Origin of the sequence: Tabrizicola sp., assembly GCF_030373185.1 — a bacterium.
Classification (GTDB): Bacteria; Pseudomonadota; Alphaproteobacteria; order Rhodobacterales; family Rhodobacteraceae; genus Tabrizicola.
In genome coordinates this window covers 964,169-987,302 of record NZ_JAUCZH010000001.1, presented here as the reverse complement: position 1 = coordinate 987,302, position 23,134 = coordinate 964,169, and the positions used below count along the sequence as shown (strand labels likewise).

The window sequence follows — 23,134 nt, the reverse complement described above, 5'->3', positions numbered from 1 at the left end:
GCCCGATGAAGGCGGTGACTGCCTTGTCGAGAATCGTGACATCCACATCCCGAAGTGCGTGGTTCGTCCCATAGTAAACCTGAACCCCCCGCGCCTCGATCTTGGCGCTCTCGGTCGCAATATCAAGCGCGGTCCGTGTCATGTCGTTCATCTTCGTGTCCTATACTACCAGCGACGTTCAAACTTGCGGCGCAGAAGGATGGCACCGACGTTCATGATGACTAGGAAGGCAAGAAGCACGATGATCGCGCCCGAGGATCGTTCGATGAAGGCAGGGTCCGAGCGGGAGGCCCAAGAGTAGACCTGCACAGGCAGGGCGGTTGCGGGGTCCAGGACACCGCCCTCCAGTGGGCTGGCCGGATAGTTGGTCACGAAGGCGACCATGCCGATCAGCAACAACGGGCCGGTTTCGCCAAGCGCCGAGGCAAGGCCGAGGATCGTCCCGGTCAGGATGCCGGGCGCGGCCAGCGGCAGGACATGGTGGAACACCATCTGCATCTTGGAGGCGCCGACACCCAGCGCAGCATCCCTTATCGAAGGAGGCACGGCTCGGATGGCGGAACGTGTCGCGATGATGATCGTCGGCAAGGTCATCAGTGTCAGGACAAGCGCCCCCACCAGCGGGGCCGACGAGGGCAGCCCGGCAAAGTTGATGAAGACCGCAAGGCCGAGGATCCCGTAAACGATCGACGGCACCGCCGCGAGGTTCGAGATATTCACTTCGACGAGGTCGGTGAACCAGTTCTTTGCCGCGAACTCCTCGAGATAGATCGAGGCACCGACCCCCAGCGGCAAGGTGAAGATGAACACGAGGAACATCATGTAGAGGGTACCCAGAAGTGCTACCCCAAGTCCCGCGGCTTCAGGACGGAGGTCGGATGCATCCGGCGCAGTGATGAAGCGCCAGTTGAAGCTGGTTTCCAGAATGCCGGCATCGACCATCCTGTCGGCCAGGTCCAACTGGACTACCGTCACGTTCGAGTCTCGCGCTGCAATGTCACGATCCACGCGCCCCTTAAGGTACCCGTCGATCCGCCCGCCTGCGAAGGCCTCGAAGGTGATGGTCTGGCCGACCAACGAGGGGTCCGCCAAAACCTGATCGCGCAGGCGTGCCGGAGCATCCTTGGAGATCATGTCAGCGATCTCCTTGTCGGTGCTGCCTTCGACCGAAATGTTCCGGTCCTTCATGTATTGCACCAGCGACGTCCCGAGAATGCGCCCATATCCAACTGTCGTGACCTTTTTCATCTCGGCGAGATCACGATTGCCGGACTTGTCCACGATGGTCTCGTCGATGGTGACCGGAAAGACGATCTTTGCCTGAACGAAGGCCGAGGAACCGTCCCGAAAGATCGTGAACAGCATGATTGCAAGGGTGGTCAGTGCGATGACAACCGCGATAATCCCGTAGACGCGAAACCGCCTTTCAGCTGCGTTGCGTTGCCGGTTGCGAGGGGTTTCTGTCAAAAGCGAGCTTGCGGTCCGCATCGGAGGCACTCCGGTTTCCGGGGATTGGGAAATGTCGGTCATTAGTCGTACTGCTCCCGATATTTGCGCACGAACCACAGAGCGAAGATGTTGAGCCCTAGCGTCAGGAAAAACAGCGTGATGCCAAGGGCGAAGGCGACAAGCGTTTCGGGCGAGTCAAAGGCAAGGTCACCCGTCAGCTGGCTGACGATCTTCACGGTCATCGTCGTCATCGCTTCGAACGGGTTAAGCCCCAACTTGGCGGCCGCCCCTGCACCCATGACGACGATCATCGTCTCGCCGATGGCGCGGCTTGCGGCCAGCAGTACTGCGCCGACGATCCCCGGCAACGCCGCAGGCAACACGACCTGACGGATGGTTTCCGATTTGGTCGCGCCAAGACCATAAGAGCCGTCGCGCAAGGAATTGGGCACAGAGTTGATGATGTCATCGGCCAGAGAAGAGATGAACGGCGTGTTCAGGATCCCGATCACCAGACCGGCGGTCATTACGGAAGAGCCGGAATTGCCCAGCCCCATCGGCACGGCGATAAAGTCGCGCAAGAACGGGCCGACCGTCACGAGGGCGAAAAGGCCGAAGACAACGGTCGGGATGCCGGCGATTACCTCGATCAGCGGCTTGATCACGTTGCGCACGCGCGTGGGTGCATATTCGGCGGTGTATATGGCGGTGAACAGGCCCAGCGGCACGGACACCAGCATCGAGACAAAGCTGATGTAGAGCGTACCCCAGAGCAGCGGCAGCAGGCCAAGGTCAGACCCGCCGCGGAACTGCGGGTTCCAAACCGTGCCGAAATAGAACTCGGAGATCGGGTAAAGGCTGAAGAACCGGATTGATTCCGAAAGCAGCGACAGGACGATGCCGATCGTTGTCAGGATTGCGATCGTAGCCGCTGCAATGAAAAGCCAAAGGATGAACTGCTCTGTCACGTTGCGCGCGCGAAAGTCCCGATTGGTGCGCAAGACCGCGACCGCAAAACCGGCAAGCGCAGCCAGGATGACGATGACGCTCATCGCGATCGCGCCATTCTGCTGCGCGATGCGATAGGACTTGGCGGCCTCGAAAACCTCGGGGCCGGCTTCACTGCCCAGCGCGACACCGACCTCGGCAAGACGCCCGCGGACATCAGTCAGGTCTGCGCGCATCGCGGACAGATCTTCGTTCGACATGCCGAACTGCTCTTGCATCGCATCAAGACCACTGGCGATCCGACGTACGTCGCTCATCGTCAGCTTTGCGGCTGTGGCATCGGCGGCGACATCCGGCCCCAACTGCCCGACAGTGCGTGCATCGATCATCGGTCCCTGGATCAAAAGCCAGATGACCATCAACAGAAACGCCGGAACGGCGGTGAAAAGAAAAGCTGCCTGTCCGTAGTAGGACGGCAGCGAATGCAGGGCCCGCGGATTTCCACCGGCGCTCTTCAAGGCGCGGGCGCGTGCCACAATGAAGCCAGTTATTGAAATGACCAGGACGATCAGGGAAAGAAGGCCGACACTCATGGCAAATCCGCTTTCAGGTGACGCCCGCAGGCGGAAGGACTGGGAGAGCACGAAATCGCGCTCTCCCGGTTTTTCGGTCGATTACTCGATCGGTGCCATCGGCGTGCCAGCAGCGACCATTGCCTGGGTCGCGGCCAGTTCCGGGTCTGACACGAGGCCATAGGCGGCCAGCGGGCCATCCGGGCCTGCCATGTCATCCGACACGAAGAAGTTGACGTATTCCTGAAGGCCGGGGATCACGCCCAGATGCGCCTTCTTGACGTAGAAGTACAGCGGGCGCGACACGGGGTAGTCGCCAGCAGCGATCGACTCGGTGGTCGGGATCACGCCGCTCATGGTGGCAACGCGCAGTTTGTCGGTGTTGTTCTGGTAGAACGACAGACCGAACACACCGATACCGTTCTTGTTGGCGTCAACGCGGGCCAGCGTTTCGGTGTAGTCGCCATCGATGTCGATCGACAGGCCGTCGGTGCGCAGCGCCATGCAGCCCTCTTCGGCAGCATCTTCGTCGCCGTTTGCAGCAGCCTTCAGGGCCTCAAACGTGCCGCTGTCTTCGCAACCCTGGAGAATCACCTTTTCGTCGAACACTTCGCGCGTGCCGTGCTTGGTGCCAGGAACGAATACCAGGATTTCCTGAGCCGGCAGTGCGGGGTTCACGTCTGCCCAGGTCTTGGCAGTGTTGTCGACGATCACGCCGTCCTTGAGAACCTTGGCAGCCAGCGCGCCATGGATGTCAGCCTGAGTATAGGCGAATTCCGGGCCATTGATGTCCGAGGCGAACACGATGCCGTCATAGCCAAAGCGGACTTCAATGATTTCGGTCACGCCGTTCGACATGCAAAGCTCGTAGTCGCCCTTGGTGATGCGCGACGACGAGTTGGCGATGTCGGCGGTGTTGGGGCCTACGCCCTCGCACATCTTCTTGCGGCCGGCGCCCGAACCGCCGCCTTCGACAACCGGGGTCGGGAACTCGAAGTTTTCGCCGAAAGCTTCGGCAACGATGGTCGAATAGGGCAGCACGGTTGATGAACCGGTGACCTGTACCTGGTCGCGTGCGAAGGCCGGCATGGCCGAGGCAGCAGCGAACGCCAGAACCGAGGCGGAAAGGTGGAAGGATTTCATGAAGCACTCCTGAATTGCGTGCGGCCCTTAAGGCGGCCTGCGTTTGGCCTAGCCCTGACGGGTCACAGTTAGATATCATCTTTGTAAAAACTGCATGACAGTCTGGCGAGGGTTCGACTGTGATGCGGCCGGGGGGAAGGTAAGCCTGTGGCCGCAGCCAGGCGGCGTAGGCATGGCGCCGAGTGGCCGCGATGGCAGGCTGTGTGACAAAGGTGGCAGGGAGCGGGTCAGGGGCTTGGACCGGGGCGGAGCGTGGTCGGCAAGCGCCCGGACTGGCTGTGATGTGCGCCCGGTTGATGTGAACGCAAGGCAGGTTGTCAAACCTTGCCGATCCCGTGCCGATGACCGGGACAGGGCGCGCGCGCTGGGAAAATCCGTGGGAACGAAGCGACCGGGGGCAGGTAATCTGCCCCCGGCATTCTTGGAACTCAGAAGAAGCCAAGCTTGTTCGGGTTGTAGCTGACCAGCATGTTCTTGGTCTGCTGGTAGTGGTCGAGCATCATCTTGTGCGTCTCGCGCCCGATCCCGGACTGCTTGTAGCCACCAAAGGCCGCGTGGGCGGGGTAGGCGTGGTAGTTGTTCACCCAGACCCGCCCGGCCTGAATCTCGCGGCCAAAGCGGTAGGCGCGGGTGCCGTCGCGGGTCCAGACCCCGGCGCCAAGGCCGTACATCGTGTCATTGGCGATGGCGAGCGCTTCGGCCTCGTCCTTGAAGGTGGTGACGGAGACGACAGGGCCGAAGATTTCCTCCTGGAACACCCGCATCTTGTTGTGGCCCTTCAGGATCGTCGGCTGGATGTAATAGCCGCCGGCGAGGTCACCGTTGAACCGCGCCGCATCGCCGCCCACCAGAACCTCGGCGCCTTCTTCACGCCCGATGGCAAGGTAGGACATGATCTTGTCATGCTGCGCTTCGCTGGCCTGCGCGCCGACCATGGTGGCAATATCACGCGGGTCACCTTGTTTGATCGCCTTCACCCGGGCGATGCAGCGGGCGATGAACTCTTCATAGATGTCTTCCTGGATCAGCGCGCGGCTGGGGCAGGTGCAGACCTCACCCTGGTTGAAGGCGAAAAGGACGAAGCCCTCAACGGCCTTGTCGAGGTAAGCGTCATCCGCCGCCATCACGTCGCTGAAAAAGATGTTGGGGGACTTGCCGCCCAACTCCAGCGTGACCGGGATCAGGTTGACCGTCGCGGCTTCCATGATCTTGCGGCCCGTCGCGGTGGACCCGGTGAAGGCGATCTTGGCAATCCGGCCCGACCGGACCAGTGCATCGCCCGCCTCGGCGCCCGTGCCGTTGACCACGTTCAGGACACCGGGCGGCAGCAGGTCGCCGATCAGCTCCATCAGTACCATGATCGCGGCGGGGGTCTGTTCGGCCGGTTTCATCACGATGCAATTGCCCGCCGCCAGCGCCGGGGCCAGCTTCCACGCCGCCATCAGGATGGAGAAGTTCCACGGGATGATCTGGCCGACGACGCCCAAGGGTTCGTGGAAGTGATAGGCGACGGTGTCATGGTCGATCTCGCTCATCGTGCCTTCCTGGGCGCGCAGGACACCGGCGAAATAGCGGAAATGGTCGATCGACAGGGGGATGTCGGCATTCACCGTCTCGCGCAGGGGCTTGCCGTTGTCCCAGGTCTCGGCCTCGGCCAGAAGCTGAAGGTTCGTCTCCATTACATCGGCGATCTTCAAAAGGACGTTCGACCGCGCCGCTGCACTGGTCTTGCCCCAGGCGTCCTTGGCCGCATGCGCCGCATCCAGCGCCAGCGCCATGTCGGCGGCATCCGACCGTGCCACCTCGCACACCTTCGCGCCGGTGATTGGCGTCAGGTTGTCCATATAGCGCCCGTTCACCGGTGCCACGAACTGGCCACCGACAAAGTTGCCGTAGCGCGCCTTGAACGGCGAGGCCTGATGGCCTGCCATTTCTGTCATCTGGTTCATTGCGGGTCTCCTCCCATGACCGCACCCTCCCTGGCGCGGCTCTGGGTTGACCATCGGGCAGGGGTACTGGCAAGTCAGCCGGGGCAGGGCAGCCATGTTGCCCCATGTGTCTCAGGACTGAGACACATCAGCCCCGGTCGTCGATCCCCAGCCGCTTCATCCGCCGGTAAAGCGTGGCGCGGCCAAGGCCAAGCGCGCGCGCGGCCTCGGACACATTGCCCCCGGCGCGGGTCAGGGCGCGAATCAGCGCCGCCCGTTCGGCGCGTTCAAGCCCCGTCGGCCCATCCTCGCGGCCCAGAAGATCAACCACCGGGCGCGGGCGGATCAGGCCCACCGGCTCTAGCCCATGCCGCCGCCGCGCTTCGCGCGTGGCGCCGACCACCACATCGTCGCCGTCCACCGCCAGAAGCGCCGCCCCCGCAGGATCGGCCCCTTGTGCCAGCACGATCCGGTGGGTGGGGAAGGCACTGCGAAAGAGGTCGGCCTCGATCTGCGAGGCCACCCGCGTCACCATCGCTTCGATCAGTCGGTTGAAACCTTCGGTCTGGTCAGCGCGGGCGGAACTGACGTCCAGGGCCGCGATCAGCCCGCCATCGGGGCCGAAGACCGGGGCGTCGATACAGCTCATCCCGATGTTCTGCGCAAGGTAATGCTGGTCGCGGTGGATGGTCAGGGCGCGTTCCTCGGCAAGACAGGTGCCGATGCCGTTGGTGCCTTGGGCCGCCTCGGACCAGTCAGCACCTGGCGCAAGACCCCATGTCTGGAATATGGCGGCGTCTGCGGCGCCAGCGCGGGCGTCAATTACCAGTCCCTTTGCATCGGTCAATAGGATGCCGCAGCCGCAATGGCCGATCATCGCATAAAGGTCATCCAGCTTTGGCGCCGCAACCGCCAGAACCTGCGCCAGTTCCTCGCGCCCTTCGCGCAACCGCCTGTTGTCAAGCTCTGGCGTGGTCGCCCCGGCGCCGGGATCCAGCCCATGCTTGAGCCATGACCGCTGCCACGAGGCCGCCAGCCGCGACCGTGCCGCCGCAGAACCGGAATTCAATGTTCCGATCACCCGTTCAACATGGTCGCCCGGTCTGGAGAGCGGTTGCCTGACCGATCTTGGGCTGGACGACCCGGACAAGGGTGATCGAGGTTTGGGCATTGCTCCTCCGGCGGCGAAGCCCGGTCGGCCTTGGCCTTGCGGGCGCCTTGATCCGAAGACTACGCAACCGGCGCCTCCTTGCAAGGGGACAGCCGGTCGCAGTTGCATCGAAACGCAAGCGAAATGACATGGGCCTGTAACCTTGGCGCCCTATCAGGTGCAATATCCAGGCTTTCACGGAATATTCCATGACCGACACCGCCTTTTCCGCGCCGACATCGCATGGCTATCCGGCCTTCACCTATTCACACGCTGGTCAGTCGCGATTTCGCCGGGGGTTGATCCGGACTGTCGAGCGGTTGAGCGGGCGGCCCCGGTTGCACCGCCTGTATTGCGACTGGCAGTCGCATGGCCAGCGGGCGGAGGAGTCTGTTTTCGATGCCGCGCTTCGCCTTCTGGACGTGCGCTTGCAGATCGAGGGTGAGGCGCATCTGGCGCGGATCCCTGCGACGGGTGGCTTGCTGATCGTGGCAAACCATCCGTTTGGCATTCTGGACGGCCTGACCATCGGCCAGCTTGCCATGCGGCTGCGCGGAAATGCCCGGATCCTTACCAACAGCCTCTTGTGTCAGGTGCCAGAGATTGCTCCTCATCTGCTGCCGGTCGATTTTTCCGGCACCTCCGCGGCGCGGCGTCTGACCAGCGCCACCCGTCGCCGTGCGGGGGAACTGCTGGCTGAAGGCAAGGTTGTGGCAATATTCCCGGCCGGAGGGGTTGCTACGGCGAACAGGCCGGTCAAGGGCAGGGCTTGTGATGCCGACTGGCACCCTTTCGTTGGACGATTGGCCACGATTCCAGGGGTCACGACGCTACCGGTTCATTTTTCGGGCCAGAACTCACGCCTGTTCCAGATCGCGAGCCATCTGTCTTATCCACTTCGCGTGGCGTTGATCTTCCATGAAACCCGGCGTCGCATGGGCCGTCCGTTGCGCCTGACAGTTGGTGAGCCTATCCCGCAGGCGGCATTTCAGCCTGTCGAGAAGGGCGAGATTGCACGACATCTGCGCCGAAGAACCATGGAACTGGCCGACGCCGCAGAGATGAACCCAGATGAGGTCTTTGTCTGGCCAAGCCACGTCAAATGGTAGGATGGGCGGCGCTTTTGCCCTTTGGATGAGGGCCTTGTGTTCACCAGGTGCGGGAACCGATTGACAGCGGTTCGGCGGTCTGGACCGCCGGGCAGGCTATTTCGAGGCCTTCGGCATAGATCACTTCGTCTTCGGCAAAGCGCAGGATGAACAGTCGCGCCTCTTGCCGGCTTTCGGTCACCACAAATTCCCCGTCGGCCAGTCGAGAGGCAGGAATCGCCGCCGCGGCGCAACCGTAAAGCGCCTGCGCCCGCCAGTCGCGAATGACGATAGGCTGCCCGGGGGCAACAACAAGATCGTTTTCGGGACGGTCATGGCCCAGGGTCGCAGTGCGGATCCTGACAAGTTCCGCCAGTTTTCGCCGCTGAACCGACACCGCAACAAGCCGCCGGGCGCCTGCACGGGTCACGATCCGGTCGCCGGGTTGCAGGAACTCCACCGGCAGGACGCCGTCCAGCGTACAGATCTGGGTGCCTGCCAGAAGGCCAAGGGCGGCGGGCGCCGTCTTGGCCTCGATCAATTTTGCAAGATTCGTCACCGTATCCATGACCTGACCCCGCGCAAGGTTCACTCTGCCACGTCTGGATCACATCGGTTTGTGACCGGGGTTCGGTCCGCTTTCGGTCATTTTGTGGCAGCTGTGTCCAATTCGCGCTTTGGTTGTGGCGGGATCGAGGCAGCCGATTGCCCCTCGCCCCCGGTTGCGGGCTTTGCTAGAAGGGGCGCATGCGGGTGTGGCGAAATTGGCAGACGCACCAGATTTAGGTTCTGGCGCCGAAAGGCGTGGGGGTTCAAGTCCCTCCACCCGCACCAGTTCACTTATCCGGCGAGGGTCCGCCCTTCCGTGACGGTGAGGCAGGGGCGGACTGCAGACTGTGACGCGGGGCCGGTCATTATCTCAGGAAACAGGGCGTGCAGTTCTGCCGAAAGCGCGGCAGGAAGTGGCGCGCGGGAAAGCCAGGGCGCGTGCAGGCTTTCCACTGCGGCACCTTCAGCAAAGATGATCTCGTGCCGGTCAAACAGCAGGTGCAGATAAACGACCTCATGCGCGGAGCGGGCCAGCGAGATGCCACGGTCGTTGCACAGCGCAACGGCGGGAACCAGCACCTCGGTCTCGGCAAAAAGCAGTTCCGCCTTCCAGCCCGAGACGAGAACCCGGTGCTGCGGCGACAGGCGCAAGTCCTGGCTGGGAACGCCGGGGGCAAGCGCACCCTCAGCGATGCATATTGGCTGATGTTCGGGGTGCCACGCCAGATGGCTGGCCGTCAACACCACCCGGCCGATCCAGCGCAGCGGTTGGGCGCCATGGTCGCGGGTCAGGACCAGATCACCCACCTTCAGGGATTCGACCGCTTGCGGACCGGACGGAGTGTCGATCAGTGTTCCCAGCGTGAAGCAGGGCGGTTCGGCATATAGACTATAGGGGTTTGTTCCCTCGCCAGACGGCCCTTCACTGGCAAATGTAACCGTCAGCGGCACGCCGACCGGAGGGAAGTTGCCGTCGGCATCCGGGCGAAACACCAAGCCTTCGACCGTGGCAAAGGAGGTTGCGGAGTTGTTGACGTTATATGCATAGGCTGTCCAGGTGTTGCCGTCTCCGTCAGACAGGATGATGCGATATTCCGCCTCGACCCTGGTACCGCTGGCGTAATTGGCGCCGTTGATAGTCTGCGGTCCGGCCAAGGCCTGTGTGCCGTCATTGTCGTCAAAATTGGTGTCGTTATCCTCAATCGTTGTCTGCACCCAGTCCGAGGAGTTCAACGTGATGCTGAGCCCGACCAGATGTGAACCGTCGCCCTGGGTGACCCCGTCAAGATTTCCGCCGCCAGAGACGGTGATGTTCTGCTTTTCCAGCATCCAGACGGTGTAGGCGACCATGTCGTTTCCTTTGCGCTTGAGAAACGCTGTGGCACGAATACTGGGGTGGCGTAAACAAAAGCTGTGGAAAAACTGCATCTGGGCGGGCCGAATGCCATCGTGTTCCGAAAGTTTGATCGATTTTGTTGCAGTTGAAATACCCCTTACGTCGCCTTGAAACCTTTGCTAGAAGGCCCGCAAAGTTGCGTCGGGCGCGTGTCCGGCGTGAAATCGCTATTGCGCCACGCGCGCCCCAGAAGACCCAAGGAAGGACACCCCAGCATGCAGGTCACCGAGACCCTGAACGAAGGCCTCAAGCGCGGCTACACCATCACCGTCACGGCGGCCGAGTTGGACGCGAAGGTGCAGGAAAAGCTGCTCGAAGCCCAGCCCGAGGTTGAAATCAAGGGCTTCCGCAAGGGCAAGGTGCCGCTGGCCATTCTGAAAAAGCAGTTCGGTCAGCGCCTGATGGGCGACGCGATGCAGGAAAGCATTGACGCTGCGATGCAAGACCATTTCGACAAGTCCGGTGACCGTCCCGCGCTTCAGCCCGAAGTCAAGATGGTTGGCGGCGAGACCTGGAAAGAAGGTCAGGATGTCGTGGTCGAGATGTCCTACGACGCACTCCCACCGATCCCGGAGATCGACGCCGGCAAGATCAAGCTGGACCGGCTGATCGTGAAGGCCGAAGACAAGGCAGTGGACGAAGCGCTGGCCAACCTTGCCGCGTCGGCACAGTCCTTCGACGACCGCAAGAAGGGTGCGAAGGCCAAGGACGGCGACCAGATCGTGATCGACTTCAAGGGCTCGGTCGATGGGGAGCTGTTTGATGGCGGCTCGGCCGAAGACTATCCGCTGGTGCTGGGCTCGAACTCGTTCATCCCGGGGTTCGAGGCGCAGCTTGTCGGCGCAAAGGTCGGTGACGAAGTTTCCGTCAATGTGTCTTTCCCCGAAGAATACGGCGCCAAGCATCTGGCTGGCAAAGCCGCGGTGTTCGCCTGCACGGTCAAGGCCGTGAAGGAGGCAAAGCCTGCCGAAGTCGATGACGAGCTGGCCAAGAAATACGGCGCCGAAGACCTTGCCGCGTTGAAGGGCCAGATCGCCGAGCGTCTGGAAGCCGAGTACAAGGGCGCCGCCCGCGCGGTTCTGAAGCGGTCGCTCCTTGACCAGCTGGATGGCATGGTCAAGTTCGACCTGCCCGCAAATCTGGTTGAAGCGGAAGCAGGTCAGATCGCCCATCAGCTTTACCACGAAGAGCATCCTGAAGATCACGGCCACAACCACGGCGCCATCGAAGCCACGGATGAGCACAAGGCACTGGCGGAGCGCCGCGTCCGCCTTGGCCTTCTGCTGGCCGAAATCGGCCGCAAGGCCGAGGTCACCGTGTCTGATGCCGAGATGACCCAGGCCGTGCTTGCCGCCGCCCGTCAGTATCCGGGTCAGGAACGCCAGTTCTTCGAATTCGTGCAGAAGAACCCGCAGATGCAGCAGCAACTGCGCGCGCCGATCTTTGAAGACAAGGTTGTCGATCACATCGTGGCTTTGGCCAAGGTGAAGGACAAGGAAGTGTCGAAGGAAGACCTGCAAAAGGCCGTCGAGGCGCTGGACGAAATGTAACTTCCCCGCAAGGGTGAAACGATCAGGCCGCGCCTTCGGGTGCGGCCTTTTCCATTGCTTGATCCTTTGCCGGGGCGCGGATCACCACCAGCCCGGCCCCGATGATGACAGCAGTTCCGATCCAGCCAAGCTCATCCGGAAGATCGCCCCAGGCCAGCCAGCCCCAAAGTACCGCCCAGAACATGAAGCTGTACTCAAACGGCGCCACGGTTGAAGAGGGTGCGATCCGGTAAGCTTGGGTCAGAAGTGTCAGCCCGACGGCCGCGATCACGCCGCATGTCGCCATCAGCGCAAAGTCGGTGATGTCTGGCATCACCCAGCCCCGTGTAAGGAAGGCCATTGAGGGGTGCGACGCATCGGCAAAGCTGCCGCCGCCATAGACCGCCGACAGCGCCAGCGCGCAGAGAAGAAAGCACAGGTTACCCCAGAACGCCATCGCCGCCGCCGACTCGGTCTGCCCCAGCGGTCGGGCGGCTACCATGTAAAGCGCATAGCCGAATGCACCTAGAACCGGCAGCAAGGCGGCCAGATCGAACCCGGCGCTGCCAGGCTTGACGATCAGCAGCACCCCGGCGAACCCCGCTGCCACGGCAAGGGAGGAGGTAAGGCTGACCCTTTCGCCCAGAAACAGGGCGGCGGCCAGCGTGATGAACAGGGGCGCCGTGAAATAGAGCGCCACCGTGTCGGCCATCGGCATGGTCGCCAGGCCAAGATAATAGGCGGTGTAGGCCACAAAGCCCAACAGCCCGCGCGCCAGCATCCTCCACCAGCCGGGGGAGGTGATGGTGGACAGCCGCCCGTCAAACCACCAGACAATCGCCAGATGAAACGGCAGGGCCACCAGCGAGCGCAGCACCATTGCCTGATGCAGGGGATAGTCGCCGGACAACTGTTTAAGGATCAGGTCTTGCACCGAAAAGACGGTGATCCCGGCGACAAGGGCCACAATGCCCTGAGTGGTGGCTGACATCCGCATGCAGGGCAAGCTAAGCGCGCCCTTGGCGGTATCTGTCCTGCCGCCGACAGAGCCATGTCAACGCGCGCCAAGAAACGAAAACCGCGCCGGGTTGCCCCGGCGCGGTGTGTCTGTCCCCGGTGGGGAATAGATTATTCTTCCGAGGCTGCAGCGCCCATTTCGTCGAAGAGTTCGGCGATTTCGAAATCTGCTGCCGCTTCGGCTTCGGCGGCCAGTTCCTGAATCGACTTGCCAGAAGCCTGAAGCTCTGACTCTTCGACCGAGCGTGCCACGTTCAGACGGATCTTGACGACGACTTCCGGGTGCAGCACGGCCGAAACCGTGTGGATTCCCAGATCCTTGATCGGCTTGTCCAGTACGATCTGGCTGCGGTTCACCGTGAAGCCAGCTTCGGTTGCTGCATCGGCTGCGTCACGGGTGGTGACCGAACCGTAAAGCGCGCCGGCGTCGGAGGCCGAACGGATGACCACGAACATCTGGCCGTCCAGCTTGGCGCCGACAGCTTCGGCCTCCTTGCGGGTCTCCAGGTTGGTGGCTTCCAGTTGGGCTTTCTTCACCTCGAACGACTTGATGTTCGAGTCGTTTGCGCGCAGCGCCTTGCCCTGCGGCAGAAGGTAGTTGCGGGCATAGCCGTCCTTGACGTTGACGACTTCACCCATCTGGCCAAGCTTGGCCACACGTTCCAGAAGGATCACTTGCATGTCATGTGCTCCTTATTTCACGGCATAGGGCAGCAGGGCGAGGAAGCGGGCGCGCTTGATGGCCGTGGCCAGTTCGCGCTGCTTCTTTGCCGAGACTGCGGTGATACGGGACGGCACGATCTTGCCACGCTCGGAGATGTAGCGTTGCAGAAGACGCGTGTCCTTGTAGTCGATCGCCGGTGCATTGTCGCCCGAGAAGGGGCAAACCTTGCGGCGGCGGAAAAATGGTTTGTTCGCCATGGTATATGTCCTTTCTCAGATCAACGGCGCGGTGCGCCAAACGACGGGCGTTCGCCACGGTCGCCGCCACGGTCAGGCCGGTCACCGCCAAAGCTGGGGCGTTCGCGGCGTTCGCCACCAAAGCCGCCGCGGTCACCACGGTCGCCGTCACGCTCTTCGCGCTTCTGCATCTGGACCGACGGGCCTTCGTTGTGCTTGTCGACCTTGATGGTCAGCACGCGCATCACGTCGTCATGCAGGCGCATCAGGCGTTCCATTTCCTGCACTGCGGCCGCGGGCGCGTCCGACTTCAGCAGGGCATAGTGGCCTTTGCGGTTCTTGTTGATCTTGTAGGCCATCGTCTTGACGCCCCAGTATTCGTTTTCAACGACTTTGCCGCCGTTGTCCGCGAGGACGGTCGAGAAGTGTTCGATAAGGCCTTCGGCTTGCGTGTTGGACAGATCCTGACGCGCAATAAAGACATGCTCATACAGAGGCATGCGGGCTTCCTTCAGCTTGGGGCGGCTTCACAGGACGGGCAAGAGCCTTTCCACGGCCCGTCCACGAGAGGCATCGCCGGTTCATGGATATGCGGAAAGGATGCGGCCTTATACAGGGGTTTGCCCCGCGCGCAAGCGAAATGGCCGGGAAAGCGATGCTGTCCCACGGCGCGCGGTGCGGGGATTTCCGCCGTGATCTGTTCATCTGCGAACAGTCAGACTTCCGTTGTGCCGGATTGCCGCGGCGCGGCATCACCGCGCATCTTCGCCGCCATCTGCCGGGCAATCCTGCCCCCGAACAGAAATCCGAAACTGAAGGTGAAGAATGACCCGTTTTGCAACTCTTGCCGCTGTGGCTGCCCTGTCCGCAGCCCCGGCCCTTGCCGCCCCGCTGACCTACAGCATCGACCAAAGCCATGCCCAGATCATCTTCTCGTATGATCACATCGGCTATTCCACCGGCTACGGCATGTTTTCCGGCTTTGGCGGTGAGGTCGTGTTTGATGCCGACGCACCTGCCGGTTCGTCCGTGTCGGTGACTTTCCCCGTCCGGTCAATGCTGACCGGCTGGGAAGCCCGGTTCGAGCATTTCATGTCGCCGGATTTCTTTGATGCCGCCGAAGATGAGGCGGTCAGCTTCACCTCGACCGCGATCGAAGTGACCGGTGAGACCACGGGCAAGATCACCGGCGATCTGACGCTGAACGGTGTGACCAAGCCGGTGGTCCTGGATGCGGTGCTGAACAAGTCGGAGCCCTATCCGTTCCCGCCCTTCGAAGGCAAGGCGGCCGTGGGTTTCACCGCGACGACCACGCTTTTGCGGTCGGACTTCAATCTTGGTGCCTTTGCCCCCTTCATCAGCGATGAAGTGCAGGTTCAGATCAGCTTCGAGGCGATGGCTGCCGAGTGATTGCCGCGTCAGAAAGGAACTGACCGAATCATGGAAAGGGCCGCCCGGAAAACCGGGCGACCCTTTTGCATTTGGGCCCGGCTACTGCACCCGTTCGGCAACCAGTTCCACCGCCACCACTACGGCAAAGCCGACCGAGGCTTCGTCGCCGTAGCTGCCCCCCATGTCGAAGTCACGACGGTCAAGGGTGACGGTTCCGGACATTCGTGCCTCATCGCCGCTGATTTCCAGCGTGAAGGGCAGGGCAACGGGCTGTTCCATTCCGCGCAGGGTCAGGCTGCCGTCAGCGACGTAACCCGTCGGGACCGGCAGGATTGCGGCGGTGAAGGTTGCGGTGGGGTGGCTGGCTATGTCGAAGAATTCGGGCTCTTGCGCCTGTTTCGTGACGCTGCCGATAGTCAGGCTGGCTGTGTCGATTGTCACGGTGACAGCGCCGTGGCGGCCATCGGTTGGCGTTTCGACAAAGCGGATGTCGGCGGCCCAGTTTGCAAAGCTGCCGGTCACCTCGGCCCCCATCTGCCTGACGCTGAACTTCAGGGTGCCGTCCTGCACCACCCAATTGCCGCTGGTCTGCGGGTGGGTGGCGGTGGCGGCTGCCACGATGACCGTCGTCGTGGGCGTCATCATGTAGGCAAATCCGGCCCCGGCGACGTAGACCAGAAGGGCCGCCGCAAGTGGGGTCGCTGTCCTGCGCGCGTGTTTCGGCTGGTCGGGGGCTGTGGTGCCGCGCAGCATGCGGACCAAAGTCGCGTCCTTGTCGATCAGGTGATGTTTCAGCGCGCCAAGGACATGCAGCAAGATTGCAAGACCCATGAGCTTGGTGAACACCCAATGCGTCGCCCCGGCCATGGCTGCCACCGTTTCGGACTGCGGCACGAAGGGCAGGGTCTGGCCGAAGGGCCACAGGATCGGGGCAAAACCGGTGACGGCGGCATGATGGACCCAGCCCGACAGCGGCACCGCAACAAGCGAGATGTAAAGCACCCAATGCACCGCGCCGGCCAGTGTCAACTCCGGTTTGCGGTCCGGGTGAAGCGGGGCCGGGTGGCGTTCCGCCAAGGCCCAAAGGATTCGGGCGAGGCCAAGCAGGAAGGCCGCGATCCCGATGGTCTTGTGGACCGAAAAGAGATCGGCCTTGAATGCCAGCGCCTCGGCCGTGTCAAAGGGCAGGCGGTTCGCGATTATCCCCAGCGGCATCGCCGTCAGGATCAAAAGTGCAGTCAGCCAGTGAAAGGCTCGGGTGACCGTGCCAAAGCTGCGTTCGGTATTGCGTGCGGACATCGCAGTCTCCTGTTGCGTTGCCCCAATTTACCGCAACCAGCGGGCAGTCACAGGCGACTATTCGCACAACCCCTGTGCGGCAGGCGATTGCGCATGGCCCCCTGCCGCGCTATCCCCAAAGCAAAAGCAGGGGGAAGCATGAGCCGCGCATTCGTATTTCCGGGGCAGGGCGCCCAGACAATCGGTATGGGCCGGGCCTTGGCCGAGGCTTATCCCGCAGCAAGGGCCGTGTTCGACGAGGTGGACGCCGCCCTTGGTGAAAAGCTGTCCGCGCTGATCTGGGACGGCGATATTGCCGAGTTGACGCTGACCCAGAACGCGCAACCGGCGCTGATGGCCACCTCGATCGCGGCGCTGCGTGCGCTGGAGGCTGAAGGGCTGGGGTTGGAGTACGCAAGTTTTGTGGCCGGGCATTCCTTGGGCGAATATTCCGCGCTTTGCGCTGCCGGATCGCTGACCCTTTCCGATACCGCGCGCCTGCTGCGCATCCGTGGCCGGGCAATGCAAGAGGCGGTGCCGGTGGGCGTTGGGGCAATGGCGGCGCTCTTGGGGCTTGATTTTGAAACGGCGACGGCTGTTGCGGCGGAAGCCGCGCAAGGCGAGGTCTGTCAGGCGGCAAATGACAATGATACAGCGCAAGTGGTTGTATCGGGCCACAAGGCGGCCGTCGAACGCGCGGTCGAGATCGCCAAGGCGAAGGGTGCGAAGCGGGCGCTGATCCTGCCGGTCTCGGCACCGTTCCATTGCGCTCTGATGCAGCCGGCCGCGCATGTAATGGCCGAGGCGCTGGCCGCTGTGCCGATCCTTGCCCCTAGCGTGCCGGTTGTGGTCAATGTCCGCGCCGAAGCGGTAACCGAACCTGACCGGATCGCCGATCTTCTGGTGGCGCAGGTCACCGGGTCGGTCCGTTGGCGGGAAAGCGTGCTTTGGATGGAGCGGGCCGGAGTCACCGAATTCTGGGAAATTGGCGCGGGCAAGGCGCTGTCTGGAATGATCAAGCGGATCGCCGCCGGATCAACCACCCGCGCAATTGGATCACCCGAAGACATTGTTGCCGCCAAGTCCTGACCGATCTGGTGCTTGACCTATCAAGGAGCTACCCATGTTCGACCTTACCGGTAAGACCGCGCTTGTGACCGGAGCCTCGGGCGGGATCGGGGCCGATATCGCGCGGGCGTTGCATGCCGTCGGTGCGACGGTCGGCCTGTCTGGCACACGGACCGAGCCTTTGGAAAGACTGGCCGCCGAGCTTGGCGCGCGGGCGCATGTGTTGCCGTGCAACCTGTCAAACCCCGATGAGGTCGAAGCGCTGGTCAAGCGCGCGGTCGAGGCGATGGGCGGGCTGGATGTTCTGGTCAACAATGCGGGCATCACCAAGGACGGGTTGGCGATGCGGATGTCGGATGAAGACTGGCAGTCGGTGATCGATGTCAACCTGACCGCCACCTTCCGGCTGTGCCGCGCGGCGATCCGGGGGATGATGAAGGCGCGCTGGGGGCGGATCATCAATATCTCGTCCGTGGTCGGGCAGACCGGCAATGCGGGGCAGGTGAACTATGCCGCCTCCAAGGCCGGGATGGTTGGGCTTTCGAAATCGCTGGCCGCCGAGGTCGCAAGCCGCGGGATCACGGTCAACTGCGTGGCACCCGGTTTTATCGAGACAGCGATGACGGAAAAGCTGAATGACCAGCAGCGCGTCGGCATTCTGGGGGCGGTCCCGGCAGGGCGCATGGGGCGGCCCGATGAAATTGCCGCTGCGGTGGTCTACCTTGCTTCGGTCGAGGCGGGCTATGTGACCGGGGCCACGCTGCATGTAAATGGTGGGATGGCCATGGTCTGATCCGGACTTGCGCCACCCGGTCGGGGGAAAGGGTTTGCCATGCGCGCGCACCCTTGCTATAGGCGCGCAGGATTTCCGTCGGGCCTGCCCGGCTGGCAACCGCCCGAAGACGGGCTGATTTGAAAGCGGACGGGACAGACCCGCCAAGATAGAGGAACGGACATGAGCGACATCGCTGATCGCGTTAAGAAGATCGTCGTCGAACATCTGGGCGTCGAAGAGGACAAGGTGACCGAATCTGCCTCGTTCATCGATGATCTGGGCGCGGACTCGCTGGACACCGTCGAACTGGTGATGGCTTTCGAGGAAGAATTCGGGATCGAGATCCCCGATGATGCCGCCGAAACGATCCAGACCTTCGGCGACGCGGTGAAGTTCATCTCGGAAGCCGCCTGAAGATTACGTCCCTTGCGGACCGTGAAGGCACCCTGCGGGGTGCCTTTTGCGTTACGCCGGCGTTGGTTGGCGTAGGGGCTGCTCATCGCCCAATCGCCGCCCCCAAGGTTGCGCGGAATTGGGGGGGCGTGTATCACCCGCAAAAGCCTTCTTGAGGGAGAGAGCAGCATGCGTCGTGTCGTGGTCACGGGTCTTGGAATGGTTACCCCGCTTGCCTCGGGAGTAGAGGAGACCTGGAGCAGGCTTCTGGCGGGTCAAAGTGGTGCCGGGCCGATCACCCGTTTTGACGCATCGAACGTCGTGACCCAGTATGCCTGCGAAATTCCGCGTGGCGATGGCAGCGATGGCACCTTCAATCCCGACGACTGGATGGAGCCGAAAGACCAGCGCAAGGTCGATGATTTCATTCTTTACGGGATGGCAGCGGCTGTGCAGGCCGTGCGCGACGCCGGTTGGGAAGCCCCAAGCGAGGATGGCCGCCTGCGGACCGGGGTGATGATCGGGTCTGGCATCGGCGGTCTGTCCTCGATTGCGGAAACGGCGGTTCTGATCAAGGAAAAGGGGCCAAAACGGGTTTCGCCCTTCTTCATTCCCGGGGCATTGATCAATCTGGTTTCCGGTCAGGTCAGCATCCGCTTTGGCTTCAAGGGGCCGAACCATGCAGTGGTGACAGCCTGTTCAACCGGAGCCCATGCCATTGGCGATGCGGCGAGGTTGATCCAGTGGGGCGATGCGGATGTCATGATTGCGGGCGGGGCAGAAAGCCCGATCTCTGAAATCGGGATTGCCGGGTTCAACGCCTGCAAGGCCCTTTCCACCAAGCGCGCCGATGACCCGACCAAGGCCAGCCGCCCTTATGACGCCGACCGTGACGGGTTCGTAATGGGTGAAGGTGCTGGCGTGGTGGTGCTGGAGGAATACGAACACGCCAAGGCCCGCGGCGCGAAGATCTATGCCGAGGTGCTGGGCTATGGTCTTTCAGGCGATGCCTATCACATTACCGCGCCCAGCGAAGACGGCGACGGCGGCTATCGCAGTATGGCGGCTGCGTTGAAGCGGGCGGGGCTGACCCCTTCGGACATCGACTATATCAACGCGCATGGCACCAGCACTATGGCCGATACGATCGAGCTTGGTGCGGTTGAGCGGTTGATGGGCGATGCGGCGGCGGGGGCCACCATGTCCTCGACAAAATCCAGCATCGGGCATCTGCTGGGGGCTGCGGGAGCGGTCGAGGCGATCTTCTGCATCCTTGCGCTGCGCGATCAGGTGGCGCCGCCGACGATCAATCTGGACAATCCGGCTGTGACGCCGAAACTTGACCTTGCTGCCAACAAATCCGTGCGCCGCAAGATCGATGTGGCCTTGTCAAACAGCTTTGGCTTTGGTGGCACCAACGCCAGCCTGATCGTCGGCAAGGTGCGCTGAGGATGTGGAGATCCGTTGCCTCGAACGCGCTGACACTGTTCATCGTGATCCTTGTCGCGGTGGCGGCGCTGGTGGCGTGGGGCCGGAATGAGTTCGTGAAGCCGGGGCCGTTGGCGCAGCCGATCTGCCTGCAAGTGGAGCGCGGGGCCTCGTTAAGCTCGGTCAGTCGCATTCTTGAGGAAAAGGGCGCGGTTTCGGACGCGCGGATCTTTCGGATCGGGGCGGAATATGCTGACCGGGCAGGTGATCTGAAGTTCGGCAGTTACATGCTGTCGGAAGGTGCTTCCATGGCCGAGGTACTGGAGGCGCTGACGGCTGGTGGGCGGTCAACCTGTGGGCGCGATGTGAACTTCCGGATCGGGGTGACGCGCAGTGATCTGGTGCTGAGTGAGCTGGATCTTTCGACGAACGGTTTTGTCGAAGTGGTGAAGTTCGATGCCGGTGCCGAGGCGGTGCCGCAGGAATACCTTGATGTGGCCGATGATGCCGACCTTCGGTTCCGGGTGACCGTCGCCGAGGGTGTGACCAGTTGGCAGGTGGTTGATGCGCTGAAGAAGGCCGAGTTTCTGACTGGCGCGCTGGATGTGGTGCCGCCCGAGGGTTCGCTTGCGCCCGACAGCTATGAGGTGGAGCGCGGATCAGAGCGTGGGGCCGTCCTGGCGGAAATGGCGCGGCGGCAAGAGGTGCGTCTGGCGACGGCCTGGGCGGAGCGGGCCGATGGGCTGCCTTATGCGACACCGGAAGAAGCGTTGATCATGGCGTCTATCGTGGAAAAGGAGACCGGTGTGCCGGAGGAACGTCGGCAAGTGGCCAGCGTTTTCGTCAACCGGCTGGAACGGGGGATGCGGTTGCAGACCGACCCGACCGTGATCTACGGCATCACCAAGGGTGAAGGCGTGTTGGGCCGTGGGTTGCGGCAAAGCGAATTGCGCCGTGAGACGCCGTGGAACACCTATGTGATCGACGGCCTGCCGCCTACGCCGATTGCCAACCCCGGACGGCTTGCGATCGAGGCTGCTCTGAACCCGGATACCACGGACTATATTTTCTTCGTGGCTGATGGGACCGGTGGCCACGCCTTTGCCGTAACCCTGGATGAACACAACCGCAACGTGGCCCGCTGGCGCGCAATCGAGGCATCGCAAGGCACAGAAGGCGAGACGGGCGTCCAGGGCGAGTAGGCGGGCCTTAACGAAAAGTAAAGGCAGCGCACAGCAAGCCATTGATATCGATTGATTTTCATCTTGACTTGGCGTTCGGTACGATGTAGTGATTACGGCATGCTGGAAAAAGTGTCGAAGCGGCCCGGGGGCAACCCCGCTGGCCGCTTTTTCGTTTTGATCGGGCAGGGGCAGCATGAGGGGTGGGCCCGTTTAGATGACACCAAGGATACCTGACGGCAGCACGACATCTGATGACGTGCTGGCCGTGACGGAAGGCCTGTACCGCGAAGCGGCGTTCGAACTTTACCGGACAATCACCGCAATCCGGTCGGGAGAGTTTTCAGAGGTCAAGGCAGCGCAGGCAGCAATCCGCGATCTTCGCGCCACAGCGCTGCATGTGCTGGACGAGAGAGGCAAAGTTGACAAACTCCGCAAGCAAATTGCCGGCCAGATCGGTGCCGGTGGCCAACTCGATTTCGACGGGGCCAGGTCTGAAATCGGGCGCCGCCTGGCTTGCCTCCGCGACGCCGGAGGAAGTGGATGAATTTCTGGGCAGGCTTGGCGAAAACGCGCTTTTGTCGTTGCCGTGGTTGTTCGAATTCTGGGCGCTGCCGCACCAGTTGCCGCCTCGGGGCGATTGGAAGACATGGGTGATCATGGGCGGTCGGGGCGCGGGCAAGACCCGCGCCGGGGCAGAATGGGTCCGCACCGAGGTGGAGGGTGCAAGGCCTGGCGATCCGGGAAGGTCACGCCGAGTGGCGTTGGTCGGGGAGACCGTTGATCAGGTGCGTGAGGTGATGGTGCTGGGCGAAAGCGGCATAATCGCCTGCTCTCCGCCAGATCGGCGCCCGGTGTGGCATGCCAGCCGGGCGCAGCTGCAATGGCCAAACGGCGCTGTGGCACAGGTCTTTTCGGCGCATGAACCTGAAGCGTTGCGAGGCCCGCAGTTCGACGCCGCCTGGGCGGATGAACTGGGCAAGTGGAAGAAGGGTCATGAAGTTTGGGAGCAACTGCAATTTGCGTTGCGGCTGGGGAAATCGCCGCGATCCGTCGTCACGACGACGCCGCGGAATGTGGCGGTGTTGAAGGCGATCATGAAGAACCCCTCGACCGTCATCACCCATGCCCCGACCGAGGCGAACCGGGCGCATCTGGCGGAAAGCTTTCTGGCCGAGGTGCAGGCGCGCTATGGCGGCACGCGGATTGGTCGGCAGGAGCTGGAAGGCGTGCTGGTCGAGGATGAGGACGGAGCGTTGTGGACAACCGTAATGCTGGAGCGGGCGCAGGTGAGTGAAATCCCGGTGTTCAGCCGGGTTGTGGTGGCGGTGGACCCTCCGGTCACATCGACAAAGCAAAGCGACGAGTGCGGGATCGTGGTTGTCGGTGCAGATACGCGGGGCGATCCGAAGGACTGGCGGGCCGTGGTGCTTGAGGATGCCAGTGTCAAGGGAGCGTCGCCCGAGGGCTGGGCGCGGGCTGCGCTGGCTGCGATGGAGCGGCATGGCGCGGACCGGCTGGTGGCAGAGGTAAACCAGGGTGGCGATCTGGTGGAGCGGGTGGTGCGGATGATTGACCCTGCGGTGCCGTTCCGCGCGGTGCATGCGACGCGGTCAAAGCTGCTGCGGGCAGAACCTGTGGCTGCGCTCTATGAGCAAGGCCGGGTGGCACATGTCCGGGGCCTGCAGGCGCTGGAGGAACAGATGTGCCAGATGGCGGCAACGGGTTGGAAGGGCAGGGGCTCGCCCGACCGGCTGGATGCGCTGGTCTTGGCGCTGACCGAGGTGATGGTCAACCCCGTCGGGCGAGGTGGACGACCCACCGTACGGTCGCTTTAGGGTTTTGTAGCCCGCGCCTGCGAGACTGGCCGGGGATATCTGGCAGACAGATGAAAGCCCTTGGGGGTGGTGGGTCCGGCCGGATTGGGCCGGGCGCCGGTGAGGTTTGCCT

The 23,134-nt window shown here is 62.6% G+C and carries 22 protein-coding genes, 1 tRNA gene and 1 pseudogene; 11 read left to right on the top strand and 13 right to left on the bottom strand.

Features of this window, described 5'->3' with window-relative positions; translation table 11 throughout:
* The 6 genes and pseudogenes from QUV21_RS04770 to QUV21_RS04745 form a co-directional block, all read right to left on the bottom strand.
* Window positions 1-151: pseudogene (locus tag QUV21_RS04770) on the bottom strand (phosphate ABC transporter ATP-binding protein); the annotation flags it as partial.
* A 14-nt stretch (window positions 152-165) separates the two neighbouring features.
* Window positions 166-1,530 (bottom strand): phosphate ABC transporter permease PstA, encoded by a 1,365-nt coding sequence (gene pstA / locus QUV21_RS04765; RefSeq protein WP_300853440.1) that lies wholly within the window; start codon window positions 1,528-1,530, stop codon window positions 166-168.
* Window positions 1,530-2,990, bottom strand: a complete 1,461-nt coding sequence (gene pstC / locus QUV21_RS04760) for a phosphate ABC transporter permease subunit PstC (RefSeq protein WP_300853439.1) — start codon at window positions 2,988-2,990, stop codon at window positions 1,530-1,532. The genes pstA and pstC overlap by 1 nt, the downstream gene beginning before the upstream one ends.
* An 81-nt stretch (window positions 2,991-3,071) precedes the next feature.
* Entirely contained in the window at window positions 3,072-4,112 is a 1,041-nt protein-coding gene (locus QUV21_RS04755; protein ID WP_300853438.1) for a substrate-binding domain-containing protein, read from the bottom strand.
* Between the two features lie 428 nt (window positions 4,113-4,540).
* Entirely contained in the window at window positions 4,541-6,061 is a 1,521-nt protein-coding gene (locus QUV21_RS04750; protein ID WP_300853437.1) for an aldehyde dehydrogenase family protein, read from the bottom strand.
* A gap of 127 nt (window positions 6,062-6,188) precedes the next feature.
* Window positions 6,189-7,211 carry a GAF domain-containing protein gene (locus QUV21_RS04745; protein ID WP_300853436.1) on the bottom strand — a complete coding sequence of 341 codons (1,023 nt, stop codon included), beginning with the start codon at window positions 7,209-7,211 and terminating at the stop codon, window positions 6,189-6,191.
* 188 nt (window positions 7,212-7,399) lie between these two features.
* On the opposite strand from QUV21_RS04745, the gene QUV21_RS04740 reads away from it, so the two are divergent.
* Window positions 7,400-8,299 carry a lysophospholipid acyltransferase family protein gene (locus tag QUV21_RS04740; protein WP_300853435.1) on the top strand — a complete coding sequence of 300 codons (900 nt, stop codon included), beginning with the start codon at window positions 7,400-7,402 and terminating at the stop codon, window positions 8,297-8,299.
* Between the two features lie 40 nt (window positions 8,300-8,339).
* Here QUV21_RS04740 and QUV21_RS04735 read toward each other — a convergent pair whose 3' ends face one another.
* On the bottom strand, window positions 8,340-8,846 hold the full coding sequence (locus tag QUV21_RS04735; protein WP_300853434.1) for a Hint domain-containing protein: 507 nt from the start codon (window positions 8,844-8,846) through the stop codon (window positions 8,340-8,342).
* Between the two features lie 181 nt (window positions 8,847-9,027).
* Between QUV21_RS04735 and QUV21_RS04730 the strand changes: the two genes are divergently transcribed.
* Window positions 9,028-9,112, top strand: a tRNA-Leu gene (locus tag QUV21_RS04730).
* 6 nt (window positions 9,113-9,118) lie between these two features.
* On the opposite strand, the gene QUV21_RS04725 is transcribed toward QUV21_RS04730, so the two are convergent.
* Window positions 9,119-10,177 carry a Hint domain-containing protein gene (locus QUV21_RS04725; protein WP_300853433.1) on the bottom strand — a complete coding sequence of 353 codons (1,059 nt, stop codon included), beginning with the start codon at window positions 10,175-10,177 and terminating at the stop codon, window positions 9,119-9,121.
* A gap of 261 nt (window positions 10,178-10,438) precedes the next feature.
* On the opposite strand from QUV21_RS04725, the gene tig reads away from it, so the two are divergent.
* Window positions 10,439-11,773, top strand: a complete 1,335-nt coding sequence (gene tig / locus QUV21_RS04720; RefSeq protein ID WP_300853432.1) for a trigger factor — start codon at window positions 10,439-10,441, stop codon at window positions 11,771-11,773.
* A gap of 22 nt (window positions 11,774-11,795) precedes the next feature.
* Here tig and QUV21_RS04715 read toward each other — a convergent pair whose 3' ends face one another.
* The 4 genes from QUV21_RS04715 to rpsF form a co-directional block, all read right to left on the bottom strand.
* Window positions 11,796-12,749, bottom strand: coding sequence for a DMT family transporter (locus QUV21_RS04715; RefSeq protein WP_300853431.1), 954 nt, complete (start codon window positions 12,747-12,749; stop codon window positions 11,796-11,798).
* 131 nt (window positions 12,750-12,880) lie between these two features.
* Complete coding sequence (gene rplI, locus QUV21_RS04710) at window positions 12,881-13,450, bottom strand: 50S ribosomal protein L9 (RefSeq protein WP_300853430.1); 570 nt, start codon at window positions 13,448-13,450, stop codon at window positions 12,881-12,883.
* 12 nt (window positions 13,451-13,462) lie between these two features.
* Window positions 13,463-13,690, bottom strand: a complete 228-nt coding sequence (gene rpsR, locus QUV21_RS04705) for a 30S ribosomal protein S18 (RefSeq protein ID WP_125327012.1) — start codon at window positions 13,688-13,690, stop codon at window positions 13,463-13,465.
* Window positions 13,691-13,710: 20 nt separating this feature from the next.
* Window positions 13,711-14,169, bottom strand: a complete 459-nt coding sequence (gene rpsF / locus QUV21_RS04700) for a 30S ribosomal protein S6 (protein WP_300853429.1) — start codon at window positions 14,167-14,169, stop codon at window positions 13,711-13,713.
* A gap of 325 nt (window positions 14,170-14,494) precedes the next feature.
* Here rpsF and QUV21_RS04695 point away from each other — a divergent pair, with 325 nt between their 5' ends.
* Window positions 14,495-15,079, top strand: a complete 585-nt coding sequence (locus QUV21_RS04695; protein WP_300853428.1) for a YceI family protein — start codon at window positions 14,495-14,497, stop codon at window positions 15,077-15,079.
* A gap of 81 nt (window positions 15,080-15,160) precedes the next feature.
* Here QUV21_RS04695 and QUV21_RS04690 read toward each other — a convergent pair whose 3' ends face one another.
* A complete protein-coding gene (locus QUV21_RS04690) occupies window positions 15,161-16,360 on the bottom strand; it encodes a cytochrome b/b6 domain-containing protein (protein WP_300853427.1) in 1,200 nt (399 codons plus the stop codon).
* Between the two features lie 138 nt (window positions 16,361-16,498).
* On the opposite strand from QUV21_RS04690, the gene fabD reads away from it, so the two are divergent.
* The 7 genes from fabD to QUV21_RS04655 all read left to right on the top strand — a co-directional run bounded on the left by fabD (window position 16,499) and on the right by QUV21_RS04655 (window position 23,022).
* Window positions 16,499-17,428 (top strand): ACP S-malonyltransferase, encoded by a 930-nt coding sequence (fabD, locus tag QUV21_RS04685; RefSeq protein WP_300853426.1) that lies wholly within the window; start codon window positions 16,499-16,501, stop codon window positions 17,426-17,428.
* A gap of 34 nt (window positions 17,429-17,462) precedes the next feature.
* Complete coding sequence (gene fabG, locus QUV21_RS04680) at window positions 17,463-18,200, top strand: 3-oxoacyl-[acyl-carrier-protein] reductase (protein ID WP_300853425.1); 738 nt, start codon at window positions 17,463-17,465, stop codon at window positions 18,198-18,200.
* 162 nt (window positions 18,201-18,362) lie between these two features.
* Window positions 18,363-18,596: an acyl carrier protein gene (locus QUV21_RS04675; RefSeq protein ID WP_103256210.1), complete on the top strand. Its 234-nt coding sequence runs from the start codon at window positions 18,363-18,365 to the stop codon at window positions 18,594-18,596.
* A gap of 168 nt (window positions 18,597-18,764) precedes the next feature.
* Window positions 18,765-20,024, top strand: coding sequence for a beta-ketoacyl-ACP synthase II (fabF, locus tag QUV21_RS04670; protein ID WP_300853424.1), 1,260 nt, complete (start codon window positions 18,765-18,767; stop codon window positions 20,022-20,024).
* Window positions 20,025-20,026: 2 nt separating this feature from the next.
* A complete protein-coding gene (gene mltG / locus QUV21_RS04665; protein ID WP_300853423.1) occupies window positions 20,027-21,205 on the top strand; it encodes an endolytic transglycosylase MltG in 1,179 nt (392 codons plus the stop codon).
* 196 nt (window positions 21,206-21,401) lie between these two features.
* Complete coding sequence (locus QUV21_RS04660; protein ID WP_300853422.1) at window positions 21,402-21,731, top strand: hypothetical protein; 330 nt, start codon at window positions 21,402-21,404, stop codon at window positions 21,729-21,731.
* Window positions 21,724-23,022, top strand: coding sequence for a terminase family protein (locus QUV21_RS04655; RefSeq protein WP_300853421.1), 1,299 nt, complete (start codon window positions 21,724-21,726; stop codon window positions 23,020-23,022). The genes QUV21_RS04660 and QUV21_RS04655 overlap by 8 nt, the downstream gene beginning before the upstream one ends.
* Window positions 23,023-23,134 lie beyond the last annotated feature (112 nt).